The following is a 20,020-nucleotide window of genomic DNA, read 5'->3' as shown; positions in this document are numbered from 1 at the left end:
CCCAACCGCCGCGCCCTCGCTCACTCAACAGGATTTACGAAACATGTCATCCTTCCCCTCCAAGGCCAAAGTTGTCATCGTCGGTCTCGGCGGCATTGTCGGGGCCTCTGTGGCCCATCATCTGGTCGAAAACGGCTGGGACGATATCGTCGGGCTGGACACCTCGGGCATCCCCACGGATGTCGGATCGACCGCCCATGCCTCGGATTTCTGCTTTACCACGGGCCATGATCTGCTGACGACATGGACCACGATGTACTCGATGGATTTCTACGAAAAGATGGGCCATTACGAACGCATCGGCGGCATCGAAGTCGCGCGCGTGGGGGATGATGCGCGCCTGCAGGAACTCAAGCGGCGCATCGACAGCGGCAAGGCCTTTGGCAGCAATGTGCGCATGATGAGCACGGCCGAGGCCAAGGAAAAATTCCCCCTGCTCGAAGAGGACCAGATCCAGGGCGCGCTTTGGGACCCCGATGCGGGGCTTGTGGTGCCGCGCTCGCAAACCGTGGCCGGCAAGCTGGTGGATCAGGCCGTCAAGGCGGGCAAGTTGCAGGCCTTTGCCAATACGCCCGCGCTGGAATTGATCCATGAGGACGGGCGCATCACGGGGGTCAAAACCCGTCGTGGCACCATCATGGCCGATTACGTCGTGGTCTGCGCGGGGCTTTGGGGACGCTTGATCGCGGAAATGGCCGGCGAGGATTTGCCGGTGATGCCCGTCGATCACCCGCTGACCTTCTTTGGTCCCTACGATGAATTTGCCGGCACCGGCAAGGAAATCGGCCGCCCGCTTTTGCGCGATCAGGGCAATTCGGCCTATCTGCGCGACACGGGCGACCCCAAATCCACCGAGGGCGGGCAGATCGAATGGGGCTATTACTACGAGAAAGAGGCGCGCATGGTCCATCCGCGCGACCTGCAAACCAAGGAAGAGGCGCGCCTGTCCCCCTCGCAACGCGATCTCGAGCTTGACGATGTGATCGAGCCGCTCGAACGGGCGATGGAACTGACCCCCGTGTTGGGCGAACTTGGCTTTAACGAAAGTCATTCTTTCAACGGGTTATTGCAAACCACGACCGATGGTGGCCCCTCCATGGGCGAAAGCCGCAAGCTGCGCGGGCTGTGGTATGCGGTGGCGATCTGGGTCAAGGACGGTCCCGGCATGGGCAAGCTGCTTGCCGATTGGATGACCACGGGGCGCACCGATCTGGACCACCATTCGATCGACTACGCCCGCTTCAACGATTTCGCCCTGACCGAGGATTTCATCGCAGGGCGCTGCGCAGAAACGGCCGCGAAAATCTACAACCCGCCGGTCCATCCGCGCGAACCCTTTGGCAACGGGCGCGGTATCCGCCGCTCGCCGTTTTACGAGCGCGAAGTGGAACTGGGCGGCTATTTCATGGAACTTGGGGGCTGGGAACGCGCCCATGGCTACGCCGCCAACGAACATCTGCTCGAGACATATGCAGACAGCGTGCCGCTGCGCGAAAACGAATGGGACAGCCGCCATTTCTGGCGCGTCTCCAATGCCGAACAGCTGGCCATGTCGAACGATTGCGGCCTGATCAACCTGTCGCATTTTCACATGACCGATATTTCCGGCCCCGACCACGTGGCGCTGATGGAATATCTGTGTGCGGCGAAAATCGGCGGCGATGCAATGATCGGCAAAGGGATCTACACCCATATGCTGGACGACGAGGGCATGGTGCGCGCCGATTTCACCGTTTTCCGCATGGCCGACCGCTGTCGCCTTGTGAACGGGGCGGATGCAGGCCCGCGAGACCTGCAATACATGGCCCGTATGGCGCGCGATCGCGGGCTGGATGTGACGATCAGCGATGTGAGCGAAGCCTACACCACCATTGGCATCTGGGGACCGAATGCGCGCAAGAAGCTGCAACAAGTCGTGGCCGATCCTGCCGCGCTGGAGCTGGACAACTTTGCCTTTGCCGCGATAAAACCCATTGAAATCGCAAACAAAACCGTCACGGCGTTTCGCATTTCCTATGTCGGGGAACAGGGCTGGGAATTGCACATGCCCTACGAGGACGGGCTGGCCGTCTGGGATGCCTTGCGCGACATCGGCGTGATGGTCGTGGGGGTGGAAACCTATGCCAACTCGCGGCGGCTGGAAAAATCCCTGCGCCTGCAAAACGCCGATCTGCACACGCAATACAACCTTCTGGAAGCCGATCTGGCGCGCCCAAAAGTCAAAGAGGCCGATTTTCGCGGCAAGGCAAAACATCTGGAATACCGCGCGCGCGACCATCAGCCTGCGATGTTGTGCACGCTGGTGATGAGCGACAATATCGACGCGCAAGGCGTTGCCCGCTATCCCGTGGGCAGCCAGCCGGTGATCGACCCCGAGACCGGAAAAACGCTGGTCGATGCGCTGGGGCGGCGTTCCTTTACCAGCTCGATTGCCTATGGGCCGAGCGTAGGCAAAAACATCGCGCTGGCCTATCTGCCGTGGGACTATTGCGAACTGGGGCGGAAATTGCAGATTTCCTATTTCGACGAACTCTATCCCGTCGAGGTCGCAGGCGTGGGCTATGCGCCCCTCTACGATCCAAGCAACAGCAAACCGCGCAGCTAAAAGAACGGCCCGCAGAACCTGCGGGCCGGTTCGGATTTCGACAGGTTCTAGCGCTGGGAGTCCTGCCAGTCGGGATTGATCCACGGCTGGGCATTGTCGCGCGCAAGCGGTTGTTTTCCCAGAATATGATCGGCCGCTTTTTCGCCGGTCATGATCGACGGGCCGTTGAGGTTGCCGTTGGTGATCTGCGGGAAGATCGAACTGTCGGCAACCCGCAACCCTTCCACGCCGATCACGCGGCATTCGGGATCGACCACGGCCATGGGATCGTCCGGCGCGCCCATTTTACAGGTGCCGCAGGGGTGATAGGCGCTTTCGGCGTGATCGCGGATGAAGGCGTCGAGTTGCGCGTCACTGACTTCGTCCGCGCCCGGCTGGATTTCATGCCCGCGGTAGGGCGCGAAAGCCTCTTGGGCGAAAATTTCGCGGGTGAGGCGGATGCAGGTGCGAAAATCCTCCCAATCCTCGGGATGGGACATGTAGTTGAACTGCACCTTTGGCGCCGCCGCCGGATCGGCCGAGCGTAGCGTGACCGCCCCGCGCGATTTCGAACGCATCGGCCCGACATGGGCCTGAAACCCGTGCCCCTCGGCCGCCGCCTGCCCGTCGTAGCGCACCGCGATGGGCAAGAAATGATATTGGATATCAGGGTATTGCACGCCCGCCTTCGAGCGGATGAAGGCGGCACTTTCGAACTGGTTCGACGCGCCGACGCCGGTTTTGGTGAACAGCCAGCGCGCGCCCACCCAGGCTTTGCCCAGCAGGTTCCAATATTTGAACAGCGACACAGGCTTGATCGCCGCCTGCTGGATGTAGAGTTCCAGATGGTCTTGCAGGTTTTGCCCGACGCCGGCGCGATCCGCGACCACCGCGATGCCATGCGCGCCCAGATGTGCCGCAGGGCCGATGCCCGAAAGCATCAACAGTTTGGGCGAGTTGATGGAGGAGGCCGACAGGATGACCTCTTTGGATGCCGCAATGATCTCGACCGCGCCTTTGCGTTCGATTTCAACACCGGTTGCACGCCCGTCCTTGATTTCGACCCTGCGCACAAAGCCACGGATCAGGGTGACATTGCCCGTGGCCAGCGCGGGTTTGAGGTAGGCTTTGTAGGCCGACCAGCGTTCGCCCTTGTGAATCGTCGCGTCGTAAGGGCCAAAGCCCTCTTGTTGCTGGCCGTTGTAATCGTCGGTCAACGGATAGCCCGCTTGCGCCCCCGCCGTGACAAAGGCTTTGACCAGCGGGTTGTCGCGCTTGCCGCGCGAGATATGCATCGGGCCGCTTTTGCCGCGCCAGTCAGGATCGCCGCCGTGACCGCCCGCGTCCCAATTTTCCATGCGTTTGTAATAGGGCAGCACGTCGGCATAGGCCCAGCCGCGCGCGCCCATCGCATCCCATGTGTCGAAATCCAGCGCGTGCCCGCGCACATAGACCATCCCGTTGATCGAGGACGACCCGCCCAGCACCTTGCCGCGCGGGGTGGCCAGACGCCGCCCGCCCAGCCCCGCTTCGGGTTCACTTTCAAAGCCCCAATTGTAGCGCGTCATATTCATCGGATAGGACAGCGCACCGGGCATCTGGATCAGCGGTCCGGCATCGGTGCCGCCATGTTCGATCACGGTGACTTTGCGCCCGGCTTCGGCCAGACGATAGGCGATGGCGCAGCCCGCCGAGCCTGCGCCGACAATGACATATTCAGCTTGCATGGGGGCTCTCCTCAGAACGGGGCTTCGGTATCGCCAAGACCGACGTAGACGGTTTTGACCTGGCTGTAATGGGCGATGGCCGCCTTGGAGTTCTCACGCCCCACGCCCGAGAGTTTCGAACCGCCAAAGGGCGCTTCGACGGGGGTGAGGTTATAGGCGTTGATGTAGCAGGTGCCCGCCTCGAAGGCGGCTGCCACACGGTGCGCGCGGGTCAGATCATTGGTGAACACGCCGGCGGCCAGCCCGAACTCGGTGGCATTGGCGCGCCGGATTGCCTCGTCTTCGCTGGAGAATTTCAGCACCGACATGACGGGGCCAAAGATTTCCTCGCGCGCGATGGCCATGTCATCGGTGACATCGGCAAACAGGGTCGGTTCGATGTAGAACCCCTGCCCTTCGATCTTTTGCCCCCCTTTGACCAGACGCGCGCCTTCGGCCAGACCCTTGTCGATATAGCCCAGCACGATATCGCGCTGGCGGGCCGACACCATCGGGCCGATGGTGGTCGCCTGCGACATCGGGTCCCCGATCACGGCCCCTGCCATCCGCTCTGCCACGCGGGCGACGAATTGATCATAGAGTGCTTCGTGCACAAACACCCGCGTGCCGTTGGAACAGATCTGGCCCGTGGAATAGAAATTGCCGTTGATCGCCGCGGAGACGGCGTTTTCCAGATCTGCGTCGTCGAACACCACGATGGGGGATTTGCCCCCGAGTTCCATCGTGACATGGCGGATGCCCTCGGCCGCTGCCGCATAGACCTTGCGCCCTGTCGGCACGGAGCCCGTCAGCGACACTTTGTCGACGCGCGGATCGACGACCAGCGCCGCGCCGACATCGCCGTAGCCCTGCACCACGTTGAACAGGCCCGCAGGCGCGCCCGCCTCCATCAGGATTTCCGCCAGTTGCAACGCCGACAGCGGCGTCATTTCGGAGGGTTTGAACACCATCGCATTGCCGCAGGCCAGCGCGGGCGCGGCTTTCCAGCTGGCGATCTGGATCGGGTAGTTCCACGCGCCGATCCCGACGCAGACGCCCAGCGGCTCGACACGGGTGTAGACGAAATCGCCCCCCGGAACGGGGATGTGCTCGCCGGTCAGCGTCGCCGCCAGGCCGCCGAAATATTCCAGCGCATCGGCGCCCGAGGTGGCATCGGCCACAAGCGTTTCGGACATCGGCTTGCCCGTGTCATGGGTTTCGATCACCGACAACGCGTGGTTGCGCGCGCGCATCAGGTCGGCGGCGCGGCGCAGCACCCGGCCCCGCTCGACACCCGAAAGCGCCGCCCAAGCCGTTTGGGCCCTGCGCGCGGCGTCAAGCGCCTGTTCGATGATCGCGGGCGTGGCGCTGTGCAGCCGGGCAATCACCGCGCCCGTGTGGGGGTAGATCACCTCGATCAACGCGCCGCTGGTGTCCTCGACATAAGCGCCGTCGATGAAATGGCTGGCCTTGGGGGTAAAATCAGGATGGGTCATATCAGTCTCCGGCGGGAAAGCGTTTGCTGGCCTCAAGCACGTTGAGGTCCATGTGGTTGCGCATGTAGCGCTCGGAGGCATCGCGCAGCGGCTGGTAGTCCCACGGGTAGTAGCCCCCTTCGCGCAGCGCCTCATAGATCACCAGACGGCGGGCCTGACTTTTGCGCACATCGGCGTCAAAGCGCTCCAGATCCCAATAGGACAGCGCCTCGGCGCGCAGCGCAGCGTGGGTGTCGGCATGGGCAGGATCAGCGGCAAGGTTGGTTTGCTCCTGGGGGTCGGCCTCGAGGTCGAACAACTGGTCGGGGTCCAGCGCGCAGAGGTTCAGTTTGAACCGGCCGCGGCGCAGGCACACCAGCGGCGCTTCGGAGGCCTCGGCGGCATATTCGATGCGCACCGGCGTGCTGCGCGTGCCCCCCTTGGCCAGCGGCACAAGGCTTTCGCCATCCGTCCAAGGTTTCACCTCGTCCATGTCCACGCCCACCAGATCGCACAGCGTCGGGCACACATCGATGGTCGACACCGGCGTCGTTTCCAGACGCGGTTCCAGATCCGGTGCGCAGATCATCAGCGGGACGCGCGCCGATCCCTCAAAGAGGCTCATTTTGAACCAAAGCCCCTTTTCGCCCAGCATGTCGCCATGGTCGGACACGAAGAGAATGATTGCTTCCTGCTCGGTGTCTTCGAGCACTTGCAAAATCTGGCCGATCTTGTCGTCGAGATAGGAAATATTGGCGAAATAGGCCCGGCGCGCCCGCGCGATCTCGTTTTGCGTAATCGTGAAGTTCTTCCAGTCGTTCGCGTCGAAAATCCGCTTGGAATGCGGGTCATGCTCGGCGTAGGGCAAGGCGGCTTCCTTGGGGGCCAACCGGTCGCAATCGGCGTAGAGATCCCAGTAGCGTTTGCGCGCCACATAGGGATCGTGGGGATGGGTGAAACTGGCGGTCAGGCACCACGGACGATCGGCATTGGTGCTGCGCGCGGCATCGTAAATCCACTGCTGCGCCTGAAATGCAACGTCATCGTCATATTCAAGCTGGTTGGTGATTTCGCCCACGCCCGCCTGCGTCACCGAACCGAGGTTATGATACCACCAGTCGATCCGCTCGCCCGGCTTGCGGTAATCCGGCGTCCAGCCGAAATCGGCGGGGTAGATATCGGTGGTCAGGCGTTCTTCATACCCGTGCAACTGATCGGGGCCGACAAAATGCATCTTGCCCGACAGGGCCGTGCGATAGCCCGCGCGGCGCAGGTGGTGGGCAAAGGTCGGGATATCCGCACCGAATTCGGCCGCATTGTCATACACACCGGTGTGCGAGGGCAATTGCCCCGACATGAAAGCCGCCCGCCCCGGCGCGCACAGCGGCGATCCGGTGTAGGCATTGGCAAACCGCACCGAGCGCGCGGCAAGTTTGCGCAGGTTGGGGGTGTGCAGAAAATCGGCAGGGCCGTCGGCAAACAGCGTGCCGTTCAACTGGTCCACCATGAGGATCAGAATATTCGGTTTGGTCATCTCAGGTCCTCGGATTAGGGGCAAGAAGCGCCGGAGGGCGCGTCGAAATTGTCAGTTCGCTGGCATCGCGCAGCACCGCACATTCGGCGGCGATCGCCCGCAGCACGTCTTTGGCCCCTTCGGAGCCATCGACCTTGCCGATCAGCGCGCGGCCCGTGCGATGCGCGCTGGCGGTGTCGAGCGCATAGCGCAGGTACAGCCCGTCGATCAGACCCGCCGCACGGCGCGCCACATCGGGGGCGTGACCGTCGATTTTGGGGCGCAGCGCGTGCACAAGATTGGAATGCAAGCGGCGGTGGTAAATGTAGAGCAAGCGGCGCGCGGGCACGGAGCGCAGCGCAAGGGCATAAAAGTTGACCCAGGCCGAAATCGCCTCGCGCCGGAAACTGGTCATGCCGAAGCTCGCGTGGACGATGGCGCGCAGCCGCTCGTCCTCTGAGCGGGTGCCTTTCAGCGCCAGCCGCACGTCGCGGCCGTAATCGGTCAGGATCGAGCGCATCGCCGCCAGGAACAGCCCCTCCTTGTCGTTGAAATAGTGGAACGCAAGCCCCGGAGAGACGCCTGCGCTTTTGGCGATCTGGCTGGTCGTGACCTCCAAAGTGCCGGACGCACCGATCTCGCGAATCGTCGCCGCGATCAGTTCGGCGCGACGCACATCCTCTGATTTCCGTGACTTAACTGACATTTAGCACCCTTTACGCCAATCGCTTGCTTTTGTGAGATAGGTCATTATTAATTGACTCGTCAATCAATAACTAAAAATTCAAAACAGGGATCTGTATGAAAATCTTGGTATCTTCCTCCGTTCTGGCGCTCTGCGCGACCGCTGCATTTGCCGATTGCACCGAGGTGTCCTTTTCCGATGTGGGCTGGACCGACATCACCACCACCACCACGATCGCCAAGCAGATCCTTGAGCCGCTGGGCTATAAGGTCGATGTGTCGGTCCTGTCGGTTCCGGTGACCTTTGCCTCCCTCTCGGGTGGCGATACCGACATCTTCCTTGGCAACTGGATGCCCGCGCAATCGGGCGCTGTGACCCCCTACCTCGAAGATGGCACCATCGAGTCCCTGCATGAAAACCTGCAAGGCACCGTCTACACCCTCGCCGTGCCCGCCTATACCTATGAAAAAGGCCTCAAGGATTTCGCCGATATCGCGACCTTCTCCGACGCGCTGGACGACACGATCTACGGCATCGAGCCGGGCAATGAGGGCAACGATTACCTCATCAGCCTGACCGAAGCCGACACCCACGGCCTTGGCGGTTTCGATGTCAAGGAAAGCTCCGAGCAGGGCATGCTCAGCCAGGTGCGCCGTGCCTATGACAAGAACGAGGACATCGTTTTCCTCGGCTGGGCGCCCCATCCGATGAACGTCGAATTCGACCTTGAATACCTCACCGGCGGCGAAGATTTCTTTGGCGGCGTGGGCGTGGTGAACACGCTGACGCGCACCGGTTTTGCCCAAGAATGCCCCAATGTGGGCAAGCTGCTGACCAACCTCGACTTCACGGTTGAAATGGAAAGCCAGATCATGGGGGCGATCCTGACCGATGGCGAAGACGCCGATGACGCGGTAAGCGCCTATATCACAGCCAACCCCGGTGTCCTCGACGCATGGCTTGAGGGCGTAACGACGCTTGAGGGCGACGCGGGTCTGCCGGCTGTAAAAGCCGCCTACGGGCTCTGAACAACAGCACGTCTGATCAGGCCTCGCCCCAAGGGGCGGGGCCTTTTTCGGTGATTGGTGAAAAGAATAAAGGAACTGGCTGTGGAGTGGCTCACTGAACGAAAACTACCGGTTGGGGATATTGCCAGCGCGGTGTTCGAATGGATCCGCGACAATGCCGAGGGCGCGCTGGACGCCATGGCGGTCGCGATGGAAACCCTGATCGACGCGATCCTTTGGGTTTTGCAATCGCCCCCGCCGCTTCTGGTCGTGCTGGCCTTTGTCGCACTGACCTGGGGGATGCAGCGCAACTGGAAAACCTGCTTGCTGGTGCTTGTGGGCTTTTTGTTCATCCTCAACCAGGACTATTGGGAAGAAACCACCGAAAGCCTCACGCTGGTGCTTTCGGCCTGCGTGGTCTGTATGGCCATCGGGGTGCCGATCGGCATTGCGGCGGCGCATCGCCCGAAATTCTATCGCGGCCTGCGTCCTGTTCTGGACCTCATGCAAACCCTCCCCACCTTCGTCTATCTCATTCCGGCCATTGTATTTTTCGGCATTGGCATGGTGCCCGGCCTGATTGCCACGGTGATCTTTGTGCTGCCCGCGCCGATCCGCATGACCCAGCTTGGCGTCGCCTCGACGCCCGACCGCCTGACCGAAGCCGTGCTGGCCTTTGGCGGCACGAAACGCGATGTCCTTTTGAAAGCGGAACTGCCCTATGCCCTGCCCCAGATCAAAGCGGGGCTGAACCAGACCATCATGCTCGCCCTGTCGATGGTCGTCGTCGCAGCCCTTGTGGGGGCGGACGGGCTTGGCGTGCCGGTGGTGCGTGCGCTCAATCAGGTCAACACCTCGCTGGGCTTTGAAAGCGGGCTGGTGATCGTGGTTCTGGCGATCATTCTGGACCGGATGCTGAACAAGGGAGACGCGTCATGACGCAAGCAACCGCTATGACATCGGGCAAGAATATCGCCGTCAAAATCGACAATGTGTCCATCGTGTTTGGCGACCATCCCCAGCGCGCCCTGCCCCATATGGACGCCGGTCTGGACCGCAGCACCGTGCAGGAGGAATGCGGTCAGGTGCTGGGCGTGCACAACTGCTCGCTCGACATTGAAGAGGGGGAAATCCTCGTGCTCATGGGGCTGTCGGGCTCCGGGAAATCCACACTGCTGCGCGGCATCAACGGGTTGAACCCCGTGGTGCGCGGCGCGGTTCATGTGCGCGATGGCGCGGATCTGGTCAATGTCACCGCCGCCGCCCCGGCCGACCTGCGCCGCATCCGGCGCGAACGTCTGGCGATGGTGTTCCAGCAATTCGGTCTGCTGCCCTGGCGCAGCGTGGTCGAAAACGTCGGATTGGGGCTTGAACTTGGCGGCACCGACAAGAAAAAACTGCGCGCCAAGGCGTTGGAGCAACTGGATCTGGTCGGCCTGTCGGATTGGGCGGACAACAAGGTCAGCGAACTGTCGGGCGGCATGCAGCAACGGGTGGGCCTTGCGCGCGCCTTTGCCACGGATGCGCCGATCCTGCTGATGGACGAGCCGTTCTCGGCGCTGGATCCGCTGATCCGCACCAAGCTGCAAGACGAGCTTTTGGAACTTCAGACCAAGCTGAAACGCACCATCATTTTCGTTTCCCACGATCTGGACGAGGCCTTCAAACTTGGCAACCGCATCGCGATCATGGAGGGCGGGCGCATCATTCAATGCGGCACGCCCAATGATATCGCCAGCAACCCCGCCGACGCCTATGTTTCTGAATTCGTGGCCCATTCCAACCCGCTGACCTTTTTGCGGGCCAAGGATGTCATGCAGGAGGGCAGCGGCGAGGTGCAATTCAGCGTCGAGGCCGAAACCCCCGTGATGGCCTTTGCCCAACGCATGACCGAACAATCCCTGCCCGTTGGCGTGCACAGCGAAGGGGCGCAGATCGGCGTGGTGACGGCGAAATCCCTGCTGGACCGGTTGCTGCGCTAGGCGCTCAATCGCCCCAATACAGGCGGCGCGCGGTTCGCGACATCACCTTGGCCCGCGTCGCCGGATCGGGCAAAAGCCGCTCGGCAATCGTGATCTGCGTGGCGTAATCCACCCGCTCGGGAACGCGCAAAAACGGCCAGTCCGACCCCCACATGCAGCGCTCGGGCGTGAAAGCCTCCATCAGCGCCTGCAGATAGGGGTCGGCCTGTTCAAAGGGCCACGGGAAAGCCGCATATTTATGCTGGCCGCTGATTTTGATCGCCGTTTCGCCCGCGCGTTCCGACAGGGCCAACAGCGCGCGAAACGCCTTGGACGAAAGGCCTTGCGCAAGATCGGGACGACCTGCGTGGTCGATCACGCAGCGCACGGGCGTTTTGGCCAGCAGTTGGGCCGCCTCGAACACCCCATCCCCCTCGAACTGGATGTCGAGCACCATGTCGAGCGCCACAAGTTTTTCCGTCACCCCGGCAAAGGCATCGTAATAGCCCGGCGCGTAAAACGGCATGTTATAGGCAACGCCAACCACCCCCTGCGCCTTGAGCGCGGCGAGTGCGTCATAGCTGATATCGGCCTCGACCACGGCAATGCCGCGCCATGCCCCCTGCGAGCGTGCCAGCGCATCCAAAAGTGCGCGGTTGTCCGATCCATAGCCCGAGGTGGGCTGGACCAAGAGCGCGCGGGTCACGTTATGGGCGGCGAAGACCGCGCGCATCTGGGCGAGCGTTCCGATCTCCTGTCCCGCTGGGCGGTACTTTGTGTCCGTGCGATAGGCAAAGCGATCCGGGTCCAAAAGATGCAAATGGCAATCGATGATATCCGGGCGGTGTGTTTCAGGCATCTGCGCAATCCTTGGGGTCGTAAGCAATATTTTGGTCCTGAATCGGAGGTCAGAGGGGAACGGGTTGTTCCCGATCACACCTCAAGGCATTGAAACAAAAGAAACAACACCACGCACCGACTATGTTGTGCAGTGTGCGGGGAAACGCGCGCCACCTCCAGCCCTAATTGCACGCGCCGCGCGCTGAGTCGGTTTTGGGGCTGTCAAAAAGCACAGCCAAGAGACAACTGTTCTGCTTAGAAACAATGCAGGTGCTCGATTTCGGGCGTTTTTCGGATCTCTGTACCGCTGGGCGAGCAACTTTCTTACCGAGACCGCCGCAGGATGGAAAATTTAAACCCTTTGCCAAAATGTCGCAGGCCGGATCGGCGGGAAATCGCGCCTCTGCCCCTTTCCCCTCAAAAGCGCAGGTCTAGAACGAGCCACATAGAACAACATGCGGAACAGGACCTTGGCATTTGCAAAACGCAGCGCTTCTTGGGCGCTAGGCTTCTCATTCACCCTGTTGTCAGGGTGCTCTTTTCTTTCGTCTCCGGTGATAGACGCAAAAGGCCCCGTGGCAATCGCCCAGCGCGACCTGATGTTTACCGCCCTGGGCATGATGCTGGTGCTCGTGATCCCCGTGATCGTGCTCACCATCGTTTTCGCGGTGAAATACCGCGCAGACAAAGGCGCGAAATACACCCCGATGTGGGACAATTCGCATCTGATCGAAACCATCTGCTGGACGGTTCCCGCCATTCTGGTGGTGATCCTTGGCGTGATGGTGTGGAATTCCACCCATGCGCTCGACCCCTACAAGCCGCTGGCCAGCGACCAGGAGCCGCTGCGGGTGGATGTGATTTCGCTCGATTGGAAATACCTGTTTTTGTACCCCGATCAGGATATCGGCGCCGTGAACGAGTTGGTCTTTCCCGTCAACCGCCCGTTGGAATTGCACATGACCTCGGGCACGGTGATGACGGCGCTGATGATCCCGACCTTGGGCGGTCAGATTTATGCCATGGGCGGCATGGAAACCGAACTCAACCTCATGGCGCATGAGGAAGGCAGCTTTATGGGCCGCAACACGATGTTCAGCGGCGACGGCTTTTCGGCCATGTCCTTTGAAGCGCGCTCGGTCAGTGACACAGCCTTTGACGCCTGGGTCGCGGCGGCAAAATCGCAGGGCAGCGAGTTGGACATGGCGCGGTTCCAGGAGCTCGCCAAACCCACTCAGGACGTTGCCCCCGAAGTCTACGCCGATATTCCCGACACCCTGTTCAAAACGGTGATCTACAATCTGGGCGGGGCCAGCATGGGCATGGCCGATCCCAACGCGCACACGAACATGGGCGCGATGCCCGGAGACGGCGAAGGCGTCAGCGCACAGGACACCAGCGCCTATGAGACCGACGGCGTCGCGCCGCCCGACGCGCAGGGCACGGCCACCGCCCCCGCGACGCAAAGCGCCGCCCCCCACTCACCTGATACGACAGACTGACGCAGAGAAAGTGACCACCCTATGGGACGTCTAAATTGGGATGCACTCCCCTTTTATAGCTGGGTTGCCTTTACCGGCGCCCTCGTAACGGTCGGAGGCGGGCTTCTGGTTGTGGCCCTGATCCTCTACAAAGGCTGGACGCGCAAGCTCTGGACCGACTGGCTCACGACCGTGGACCACAAGAAAATCGGCATCATGTATATCGTTCTGGCGATGGTCATGCTGCTGCGCGGCTTTATCGATGCGCTGATGATGCGCGCCCAACAGGCCATCGCGATGGGCAACGAGGGCTATCTGCCCCCCGAACATTTCGACCAGATCTTTTCCTCCCACGGCACGATCATGATTTTCTTCATGGCGATGCCGTTCCTGACCGGTCTGATCAACTACGTCATGCCGCTGCAGATCGGCGCGCGCGATGTGGCCTTTCCGTTTCTGAACGCGGTGAGCTTTTTCATGACGGCGGCGGGCGCGGTTCTGATGCTGCTCAGCCTTGTCATCGGCGTGTTTTCCACCGCCGGCTGGACAGGCTACCCGCCCTATTCGGGCGCGCAATATTCGCCCGGCGTAGGGGTGGACTACTGGATCTGGTCGGTGATGATCAGCGGGATCGGCACAACGCTTTCGGGGGTGAACTTTGTCACCACCATCATGACACAGCGCGCTCCCGGCATGCGTCTGATGCAGATGCCGATGTTCGTGTGGACGGCGCTGTGTTCGTCGATCCTGATGGTTTTTGCCTTTCCGGCGCTCACGGTGGTGACGATGATGCTGGCGCTTGATCGCACCTTTGGCTTTCACTTTTTCACCAATGCGGCGGGCGGCAACCAGATGCAATACGCCAACCTGTTCTGGATGTGGGGCCACCCCGAGGTCTACATCCTGATCCTGCCCGCCTTCGGGGTATTTTCCGAAGTCGTATCCGTCTTTTCGTCCAAGCGCCTGTTTGGCTATGTCTCGATGGTCTGGGCGACGATGGCGATTGCGGTCCTGTCCTTTACGGTCTGGCTGCACCACTTTTTCACCATGGGTTCAAGCGCCAACGTCAATGCCGCATTCGGCATCGCGACGATGATCATCGCCATTCCCACCGGCGTCAAAGTGTTCGACTGGCTGTTTACCATGTATCGCGGACGCATCCGCATCACCTCGCCGATGCTCTGGACCATGGGCTTTATGGTCACCTTCGGGATCGGCGGGATGACGGGCGTATTGCTGGCCATTCCGGCAGCCGATTATGTGATGCATAACACCACCTTCCTTGTGGCGCATTTTCACAACATGCTGGTTCCGGGCGCGCTATTCGGCTTTTTCGCAGGCTATATGTACTGGTTCCCCAAAGCCTTCGGGTTCCAACTGTCCGAAGTCTGGGGCAAGCGCGCTTTCTGGTTCTGGTTCACCGGCTTTTACTGCGCCTTCATGCCGCTCTATGCCCTCGGGTTCATGGGCATGTCGCGCCGGATGGAACATTACGATGTGGCCACATGGCAGCCCTATCTGATCTTTGCCTGCTTTGGCGCGGTGCTGGTGCTGCTTGGGATCATCTGCCTGGGAATCCAGCTTTGGGTGTCGGTGCGCGACCGCGTGGCGCTGGCCGATACCACGGGCGATCCCTGGGACGGGCGCACGCTTGAATGGGCGACCTCCTCGCCCCCTCCCGAGTATAATTTTGCCCATATCCCCGACGTCAGCGATCTGGATGCCTTCTACGAGATGAAGCAAACGGCCCGCACCGCCCCTGCCCCCTATGAGGACATCCACCTGCCCGCAAGTTCGGTCTATGCGCCCCTGATGGGGGTCGCAGCGGCGATCTTCGGCTTTGCGGTGATCTGGTGGATCTGGTGGCTGGCGGCGCTGTCGCTGGCGGCACTGGTCGCCCTGACCATCGCCCGCAATGTGACCGGCGAGCCCCATGTCACCATTCACGCCGCTGAAGTGGCCAAAATCGAAGGAGCGCGCACATGAGTTCTGCCATGACGCCAGAGGCGCAACCCATCACCGCCCCCCACACCAGCGCGCATCTTGAAGACCGCGCGCGCACCGAACAGATGGGCTATTGGCTCTATCTGATGAGCGATGCGATCCTGTTTGTGGCCCTTTTTGCCACCTATGCGGTGCTGCACGCCAATAGCGCGGGCGGCCCCGAGGCATCCGATATTTTCGAATTTTCCCGCACGGCGCTGAACTCGGCGCTGCTGCTGACCTCGACGCTGGTGCTGGGGTTTTCGGGCATCGGCTTTGCCAAGGGCAACAAGGGCGCAGGCTTTGGCTGGCTTGCGGCCGCCTTTGCCTTGGGCGCGCTGTTCGTCGGACTGGAAGTGCAGGAATTTGCAGCGCTGGTCGCACAGGGCGCAAGCCCCCAGACCTCGGGTTTCCTGTCGGCCTATTTCGCGCTGGTGGCCACGCACGGGCTGCATGTCACGGTCGGGCTGATCTGGATGCTGACCTATGTCGCTCTGTTGCTTTACGAAGGGCCAACGCGGCGCGTACTGGCCAATGGCAACCGTCTGGCGGCCTTTTGGCACATGATCGGGATCGTCTGGATCGGGATTTATTCTGTCGTCTATTTGCCGGGAATTTTGCAATGAGCGCCTCGCACACCTCTCCCACCGCCAATCCCCAGAGCCCGACATACACGGGCTATCTTACGGGCTATGTTCTGGCCGCAGTGCTGAGCGTAATCCCCTTTGGGGCCGTGATGCTGGGGGGGCTTTCGACCCACGCTGTGATGGTCATCATCGGGCTTACCGCCCTGATCCAGGCCGCGGTGCAGCTGAAATATTTCCTGCATATCGACTTTAAACACAGCCCCAAGGAAAACCTCTTTGCACTCGCCTTTGCCGTTGTGCTGGTGGTGCTGATGATCGGCGGCTCGCTGTGGATTGTGAGCGATCTCAACGCCCGCATGATGCCGGCGATGGGCGCCAACATGGAGATGCCGCAGGAATTGTGAGCCATGGTGCTTGTGTCAGACAAAGGCCCCGCCAGATGTGCGGGGCCTTTATCATTAAAGAACCGGCCCGATCGTGGCGATGACATTGTGCCAGATACGGGTGTAGAACCGCCAGGCGAGGACCGCATCAAGGTTGATTTCCTGCGCCTGTGCCAGATACACGTCCTGACGCGCCTCAAGCTGCGCACAGAGTGGCGCGTCCTGTAACAACAGGTTGTTTTCATAGTTCAAATCGAAACTGCGCAGGTCGAGGTTGCTCGATCCAATCAAAACCACCTGCCCGTCCAGTGTCAGGGTTTTGGCGTGCAGCAGCCCTGCGTCATATTCGAAAATCCGACAGCCGGAGGTCAGCAAACGCCGATAGTAGCTGCGGCTGGCGGCACTTACGATCCAGCTGTCGTTGCGCGCCGGAAAGATCAGCCGCACATCGACCCCGCGCTCGGCACAGCCGCAAAGCGCCTCCAGCACCGCCGTGTCGGGCACGAAATAGGGCGTGGTGATGGTGACACGCGCGCCCGCGCAGCCCAACAGCGTTGCAAACATCTGGGGCATGGCCCCTTTGCGTTCCGTCGGCCCGTCCCCGATCACCGTGGCCGCGAACCCTTGGCCTTGTACGCCATCTGCGGGGCCGACACGCGCCGCCAGCACGTCGATATCCGCCAGCTCCTCGCCCGTAGCCTGCATCCAGTCGCTGGCAAACAGCAATTCCTGCTGCGCCACCACCGGCCCCGTCAGGCGCAACATCACATCAACCCAAGGGCCGAAACGGGCTTTGGGCAAAAACGCAGGATCGGCGGCATTGCGCGAGCCGATAAAGGTCACGCGCCCGTCGATGACGGTGATCTTGCGGTGATTGCGCAGGTCCAGACGGCTGGTCACCATGGTGTGCAGCGGCCGGTCCAGCGGTAGGGCCACCGCCACCTCGACCCCCTTGTCGCGCATCTCGCGCCACAGCGCACTGCGGATCAAACGCCGTGACCCCAGCCCGTCCGCAAGCGCGCGGCAGGTCACACCGCGCTGCGCCGCACGGATCAGGGCCTGTGCGATCTGCCCGCCTGTCTCATCCTCGAGCCAGATGTAGTAGAGCACATGGACGTGATGACGCGCGCTGTCGATGTCGCGGATCATCGCGCTCACCGTATCCTGCGCCGAGGCCATCAGGGCGGCGCGATTGCCCCGCTCGACCGGAAAGCCGTTGACGGAAGCCGCATGGCGAAAGGCCGGCCTGTAGACCGGCGCGATGTCGTCCAGCGCCCCGTCGATGGCCTGTGTCTGACCAAAAATCGCGCGGGTCCGGTTTTGCAGGGTTTGCGTGATCAGCGCATAGCGCCGGTTGGCCTCGCGGCCCAAGGACACCTCGCCAAACAGGAAATAGATCAACGATCCAAAATAGGGCACCGCGTTCAGCACGGCAAACCATGCAAGACGCGCGGGCGGGCTGAGGTCATCGCGCAGGAGAATGCGCAGGGTGAAAATCGCCAAAATCACCAGATGCGCGGCGACAAACAGGCTGATGTGCCAGCTCAACGGTTCACCTCGAAATCAAGCACCACCGGCAGGTGATCGGAGGCGCGTGCCGCCTGCGTCGAGTGGTGGACATGGCTGCCAAGAACGCGCAGCCCCCCGAAAACGGCAAAACGATCCAGCCGCGCGCGCGGTCGCGACGTGTGGAAACTGGGGCCCGGAATGATCAGCTGGCACACATCCGAAAGCGGTTCAAGGTGGGCCACGCGGGCGTTGAAATCGCCTGCAACGATGGCCGGAAAATGACCACGGGTGACATGGTCATGCAGGGCCTGCAATTGTTTGCGCCGCATTCCGGCGGTCAGCGCAAGATGGGTGCCAATCACTTCAAATTGCCCCAGGCGCACCGATACCGCGCCGCGCGGCTCAAGGGTCGGAATGGGGACGCGCGTGGCCACCTGGTCAGGCGCGCCCTTGGGGAAAAGCGCATCGCGCAAGAAGATCGCATTGCCGTGCCAGCCGTGACTGAGCGGACGTTGCGCGAGGGGGACGATGTGGTAGCCCTGCTGGGCAAGGGCCGCATCGCTAAACACCCCTGCCCGCGCTCCGACGCGTCGATCCGCCTCCTGAAGGACCACGATATCGGCGTCGATTTCCGCGAGCACCTGCAAAATCCGCGCCGGATCGCGTTTCCAGTCCAACCCGACCGCTTTGCGAATATTATAGCTGACGATGCGCATGGGCGGGCTCCTTTTGATCGCAACCTGCCCCGCGCAGATCATTGAGCAGTCACAGGGCAGTCACAGGACAACCTAGGTCGTTACCGGGAAATTGCGCTGCAAATATATTTGATTTCAAGGTATTCCTCGATCCCGAATTTCGACCCCTCGCGCCCCAGTCCCGATTGTTTCACCCCGCCAAAGGGCGCGACTTCGTTGGACACAAGTCCGGTGTTATGCCCGACCATGCCGTATTCAAGCGCCTCGGAGACGCGCACGAAGCGATCATGGCTTTGGGTGTAGAAATACGAGGCAAGCCCATAGATCGTGTCGTTGGCGCGCGCGACGACCTCCGCTTCGGTGTCGAATTTGAACAACGGCGCGACGGGACCGAAGGTTTCTTCTTCCGTCACGATCATATCCGATGTCACCCCCGACAGAACCGTGGGTTGGAAATATTGCCCCTCAAGGCGCGCGCCCCCCGCGATCACCTTGCCGCCCTTGTCGAGCGCATCCTTGATGTGGCTTTCGATCTTTTCAATGGCCTTCATTTCGATCATCGGGCCAACATCTGTGCCCTCTTTCGTGCCGTCGCCCACCTTGAGCGCGCTGACTTTCGCGGCGAGCTTTTGCGCGAAGGCCTCATAGACCCCCGCCTGAACGTAGATCCGGTTGGCGCAGACACAGGTCTGCCCGCCGTTGCGGAATTTGGCCACCATCGCCCCCTCGACCGCCGCGTCGATGTCGGCATCGTCAAAGACGATGAAGGGGGCGTTGCCGCCAAGTTCCAGCGACAGCCGTTTGATCGTGGGCGCGCATTGTTCCATCAGCAAGCGCCCCACTTCGGTCGAGCCGGTGAAGGAGAGTTTGCGCACCACCTCGCTTTGGGTCAGCACCTTGCCGATCACGCTGGAACGACCGGTGATGACCTGCAACACGCCGTTTGGCACACCGGCGCGCTGCGCGAGTTCGCCAAGGGCAAGGGCGGTCAGGGGCGTCAGATCCGCCGGGCGCACGATCATCGTACAGCCCGCAGCCAAGGCAGGCGCGGCCTTGCGGGTGATCATCGCGGCGGGGAAATTCCAGGGGGTGATGGCGGCGGTGACACCGACAGGCTGGCGAATGACGCTCAGGCGCTGGTTCGATTTGGGCGCAGGGATTGTGTCGCCGTAAACGCGTTTCGCTTCCTCGGCGAACCATTCAATGAAGGAGGCGGCATAGAGCACCTCGCCCTTGGCTTCGGCCAGCGGCTTGCCCTGCTCGCAGGTGATGATCATCGCAAGGTCATCGGCGTGCGCGACCATCAGGTCGAACCATTTGCGCAGGATTTTCGAGCGCTCCTGAGCCGGGCGCGCCGCCCAGGGGGCAAAGGCCGTTTGCGCCGCTGCGATGGCCTGCGTGGCCTGATCCTCGCCCATCACGGGCACGGTCGCGATCTGCGCGCCCGTCGCGGGGTTGATCACCGCTTTGGTGGCGCCATCTTGGGCCGCGACCCATGCGCCATCCAGCAGGCAGGACTGTTTCAAAAGGGTTTTGTCATTGAGATGCATGTGATTTCTCTCTTTTTTGCGACCATCCCAGACGGATCGCCGGCGCGGCGCGCTTGATTTG

At 61.6% G+C, this 20,020-nt stretch carries 16 protein-coding genes; 8 read left to right on the top strand and 8 right to left on the bottom strand.

The window, feature by feature from the left end:
* Nucleotides 1–43 precede the first annotated feature (43 nt).
* A complete protein-coding gene (locus tag AQS8620_RS12110; RefSeq protein WP_085837171.1) occupies nucleotides 44–2,605 on the top strand; it encodes a GcvT family protein in 2,562 nt (853 codons plus the stop codon).
* Nucleotides 2,606–2,652: 47 nt separating this feature from the next.
* Here the strand turns inward: AQS8620_RS12110 and betA are convergent, their stop codons facing one another.
* From betA to betI, 4 genes are read right to left on the bottom strand one after another with little or no spacing between them, the layout of a single operon-like run.
* A complete protein-coding gene (gene betA / locus AQS8620_RS12105; protein ID WP_085837170.1) occupies nucleotides 2,653–4,311 on the bottom strand; it encodes a choline dehydrogenase in 1,659 nt (552 codons plus the stop codon).
* 11 nt (nucleotides 4,312–4,322) lie between these two features.
* Nucleotides 4,323–5,786: a betaine-aldehyde dehydrogenase gene (gene betB / locus AQS8620_RS12100; RefSeq protein WP_085837169.1), complete on the bottom strand. Its 1,464-nt coding sequence runs from the start codon at nucleotides 5,784–5,786 to the stop codon at nucleotides 4,323–4,325.
* A gap of 1 nt (nucleotide 5,787) precedes the next feature.
* The gene (gene betC, locus AQS8620_RS12095; RefSeq protein WP_085837168.1) at nucleotides 5,788–7,299 is read right to left on the bottom strand and encodes a choline-sulfatase; all 1,512 of its coding nucleotides are present in this window, start codon (nucleotides 7,297–7,299) and stop codon (nucleotides 5,788–5,790) included.
* A 1-nt stretch (nucleotide 7,300) separates the two neighbouring features.
* Nucleotides 7,301–7,984, bottom strand: coding sequence for a transcriptional regulator BetI (betI, locus tag AQS8620_RS12090; RefSeq protein WP_085837167.1), 684 nt, complete (start codon nucleotides 7,982–7,984; stop codon nucleotides 7,301–7,303).
* Nucleotides 7,985–8,079: 95 nt separating this feature from the next.
* Between betI and choX the strand changes: the two genes are divergently transcribed.
* The 3 genes from choX (at nucleotide 8,080) to choV (ending at nucleotide 10,952) form a co-directional block, all read left to right on the top strand.
* Nucleotides 8,080–8,991, top strand: a complete 912-nt coding sequence (choX, locus tag AQS8620_RS12085; protein WP_085837166.1) for a choline ABC transporter substrate-binding protein — start codon at nucleotides 8,080–8,082, stop codon at nucleotides 8,989–8,991.
* Between the two features lie 81 nt (nucleotides 8,992–9,072).
* Nucleotides 9,073–9,909 (top strand): choline ABC transporter permease subunit, encoded by an 837-nt coding sequence (choW, locus tag AQS8620_RS12080; RefSeq protein ID WP_085837165.1) that lies wholly within the window; start codon nucleotides 9,073–9,075, stop codon nucleotides 9,907–9,909.
* Nucleotides 9,906–10,952, top strand: a complete 1,047-nt coding sequence (gene choV / locus AQS8620_RS12075) for a choline ABC transporter ATP-binding protein (protein WP_234990476.1) — start codon at nucleotides 9,906–9,908, stop codon at nucleotides 10,950–10,952. The genes choW and choV overlap by 4 nt, the downstream gene beginning before the upstream one ends.
* Nucleotides 10,953–10,956: 4 nt before the next feature.
* On the opposite strand, the gene AQS8620_RS12070 is transcribed toward choV, so the two are convergent.
* On the bottom strand, nucleotides 10,957–11,790 hold the full coding sequence (locus AQS8620_RS12070; protein ID WP_085837164.1) for an amidohydrolase family protein: 834 nt from the start codon (nucleotides 11,788–11,790) through the stop codon (nucleotides 10,957–10,959).
* A 436-nt stretch (nucleotides 11,791–12,226) separates the two neighbouring features.
* On the opposite strand from AQS8620_RS12070, the gene cyoA reads away from it, so the two are divergent.
* The 4 genes from cyoA to cyoD are packed head-to-tail and all read left to right on the top strand — an operon-like array spanning nucleotide 12,227 to nucleotide 16,226.
* Entirely contained in the window at nucleotides 12,227–13,273 is a 1,047-nt protein-coding gene (gene cyoA / locus AQS8620_RS12065) for a ubiquinol oxidase subunit II (RefSeq protein ID WP_085837163.1), read from the top strand.
* 21 nt (nucleotides 13,274–13,294) lie between these two features.
* Nucleotides 13,295–15,238 carry a cbb3-type cytochrome c oxidase subunit I gene (locus AQS8620_RS12060; protein WP_085837162.1) on the top strand — a complete coding sequence of 648 codons (1,944 nt, stop codon included), beginning with the start codon at nucleotides 13,295–13,297 and terminating at the stop codon, nucleotides 15,236–15,238.
* Nucleotides 15,235–15,861, top strand: a complete 627-nt coding sequence (locus AQS8620_RS12055) for a cytochrome c oxidase subunit 3 (protein WP_085837161.1) — start codon at nucleotides 15,235–15,237, stop codon at nucleotides 15,859–15,861. The genes AQS8620_RS12060 and AQS8620_RS12055 overlap by 4 nt, the downstream gene beginning before the upstream one ends.
* On the top strand, nucleotides 15,858–16,226 hold the full coding sequence (cyoD, locus tag AQS8620_RS12050; RefSeq protein ID WP_085837160.1) for a cytochrome o ubiquinol oxidase subunit IV: 369 nt from the start codon (nucleotides 15,858–15,860) through the stop codon (nucleotides 16,224–16,226). Before AQS8620_RS12055 ends, cyoD begins: the two co-directional genes overlap by 4 nt.
* A gap of 54 nt (nucleotides 16,227–16,280) precedes the next feature.
* Here cyoD and cls read toward each other — a convergent pair whose 3' ends face one another.
* From cls to AQS8620_RS12035, 3 genes are all read right to left on the bottom strand, one after another.
* Nucleotides 16,281–17,753, bottom strand: coding sequence for a cardiolipin synthase (gene cls, locus AQS8620_RS12045; RefSeq protein WP_234990474.1), 1,473 nt, complete (start codon nucleotides 17,751–17,753; stop codon nucleotides 16,281–16,283).
* Nucleotides 17,750–18,430: an endonuclease/exonuclease/phosphatase family protein gene (locus AQS8620_RS12040; protein WP_085837296.1), complete on the bottom strand. Its 681-nt coding sequence runs from the start codon at nucleotides 18,428–18,430 to the stop codon at nucleotides 17,750–17,752. The genes cls and AQS8620_RS12040 overlap by 4 nt, the downstream gene beginning before the upstream one ends.
* Nucleotides 18,431–18,510: 80 nt before the next feature.
* Nucleotides 18,511–19,959, bottom strand: coding sequence for an NAD-dependent succinate-semialdehyde dehydrogenase (locus tag AQS8620_RS12035; RefSeq protein ID WP_085837295.1), 1,449 nt, complete (start codon nucleotides 19,957–19,959; stop codon nucleotides 18,511–18,513).
* Nucleotides 19,960–20,020 lie beyond the last annotated feature (61 nt).

Origin of the sequence: Aquimixticola soesokkakensis (assembly GCF_900172375.1) — a bacterium.
Classification (GTDB): domain Bacteria; phylum Pseudomonadota; class Alphaproteobacteria; order Rhodobacterales; family Rhodobacteraceae; genus Aquimixticola; species Aquimixticola soesokkakensis.
Note: the sequence above shows the minus strand (reverse complement) of the source record. Positions and strands in the feature narration are given on the sequence as shown.

Coding starts and splice junctions, on each gene's coding strand:
- AQS8620_RS12110 (WP_085837171.1), top strand. CDS start 44: ATGTCATCCTTCCCCTCCAAGGCCAAAGTTGTCATCGTCGGTCTCGGC.
- betA (WP_085837170.1), bottom strand. CDS start 4,311: ATGCAAGCTGAATATGTCATTGTCGGCGCAGGCTCGGCGGGCTGCGCC.
- betB (WP_085837169.1), bottom strand. CDS start 5,786: ATGACCCATCCTGATTTTACCCCCAAGGCCAGCCATTTCATCGACGGC.
- betC (WP_085837168.1), bottom strand. CDS start 7,299: ATGACCAAACCGAATATTCTGATCCTCATGGTGGACCAGTTGAACGGC.
- betI (WP_085837167.1), bottom strand. CDS start 7,984: ATGTCAGTTAAGTCACGGAAATCAGAGGATGTGCGTCGCGCCGAACTG.
- choX (WP_085837166.1), top strand. CDS start 8,080: ATGAAAATCTTGGTATCTTCCTCCGTTCTGGCGCTCTGCGCGACCGCT.
- choV (WP_234990476.1), top strand. CDS start 9,906: ATGACGCAAGCAACCGCTATGACATCGGGCAAGAATATCGCCGTCAAA.
- AQS8620_RS12070 (WP_085837164.1), bottom strand. CDS start 11,790: ATGCCTGAAACACACCGCCCGGATATCATCGATTGCCATTTGCATCTT.
- cyoA (WP_085837163.1), top strand. CDS start 12,227: ATGCGGAACAGGACCTTGGCATTTGCAAAACGCAGCGCTTCTTGGGCG.
- AQS8620_RS12060 (WP_085837162.1), top strand. CDS start 13,295: ATGGGACGTCTAAATTGGGATGCACTCCCCTTTTATAGCTGGGTTGCC.
- AQS8620_RS12055 (WP_085837161.1), top strand. CDS start 15,235: ATGAGTTCTGCCATGACGCCAGAGGCGCAACCCATCACCGCCCCCCAC.
- cyoD (WP_085837160.1), top strand. CDS start 15,858: ATGAGCGCCTCGCACACCTCTCCCACCGCCAATCCCCAGAGCCCGACA.
- AQS8620_RS12040 (WP_085837296.1), bottom strand. CDS start 18,430: ATGCGCATCGTCAGCTATAATATTCGCAAAGCGGTCGGGTTGGACTGG.
- AQS8620_RS12035 (WP_085837295.1), bottom strand. CDS start 19,959: ATGCATCTCAATGACAAAACCCTTTTGAAACAGTCCTGCCTGCTGGAT.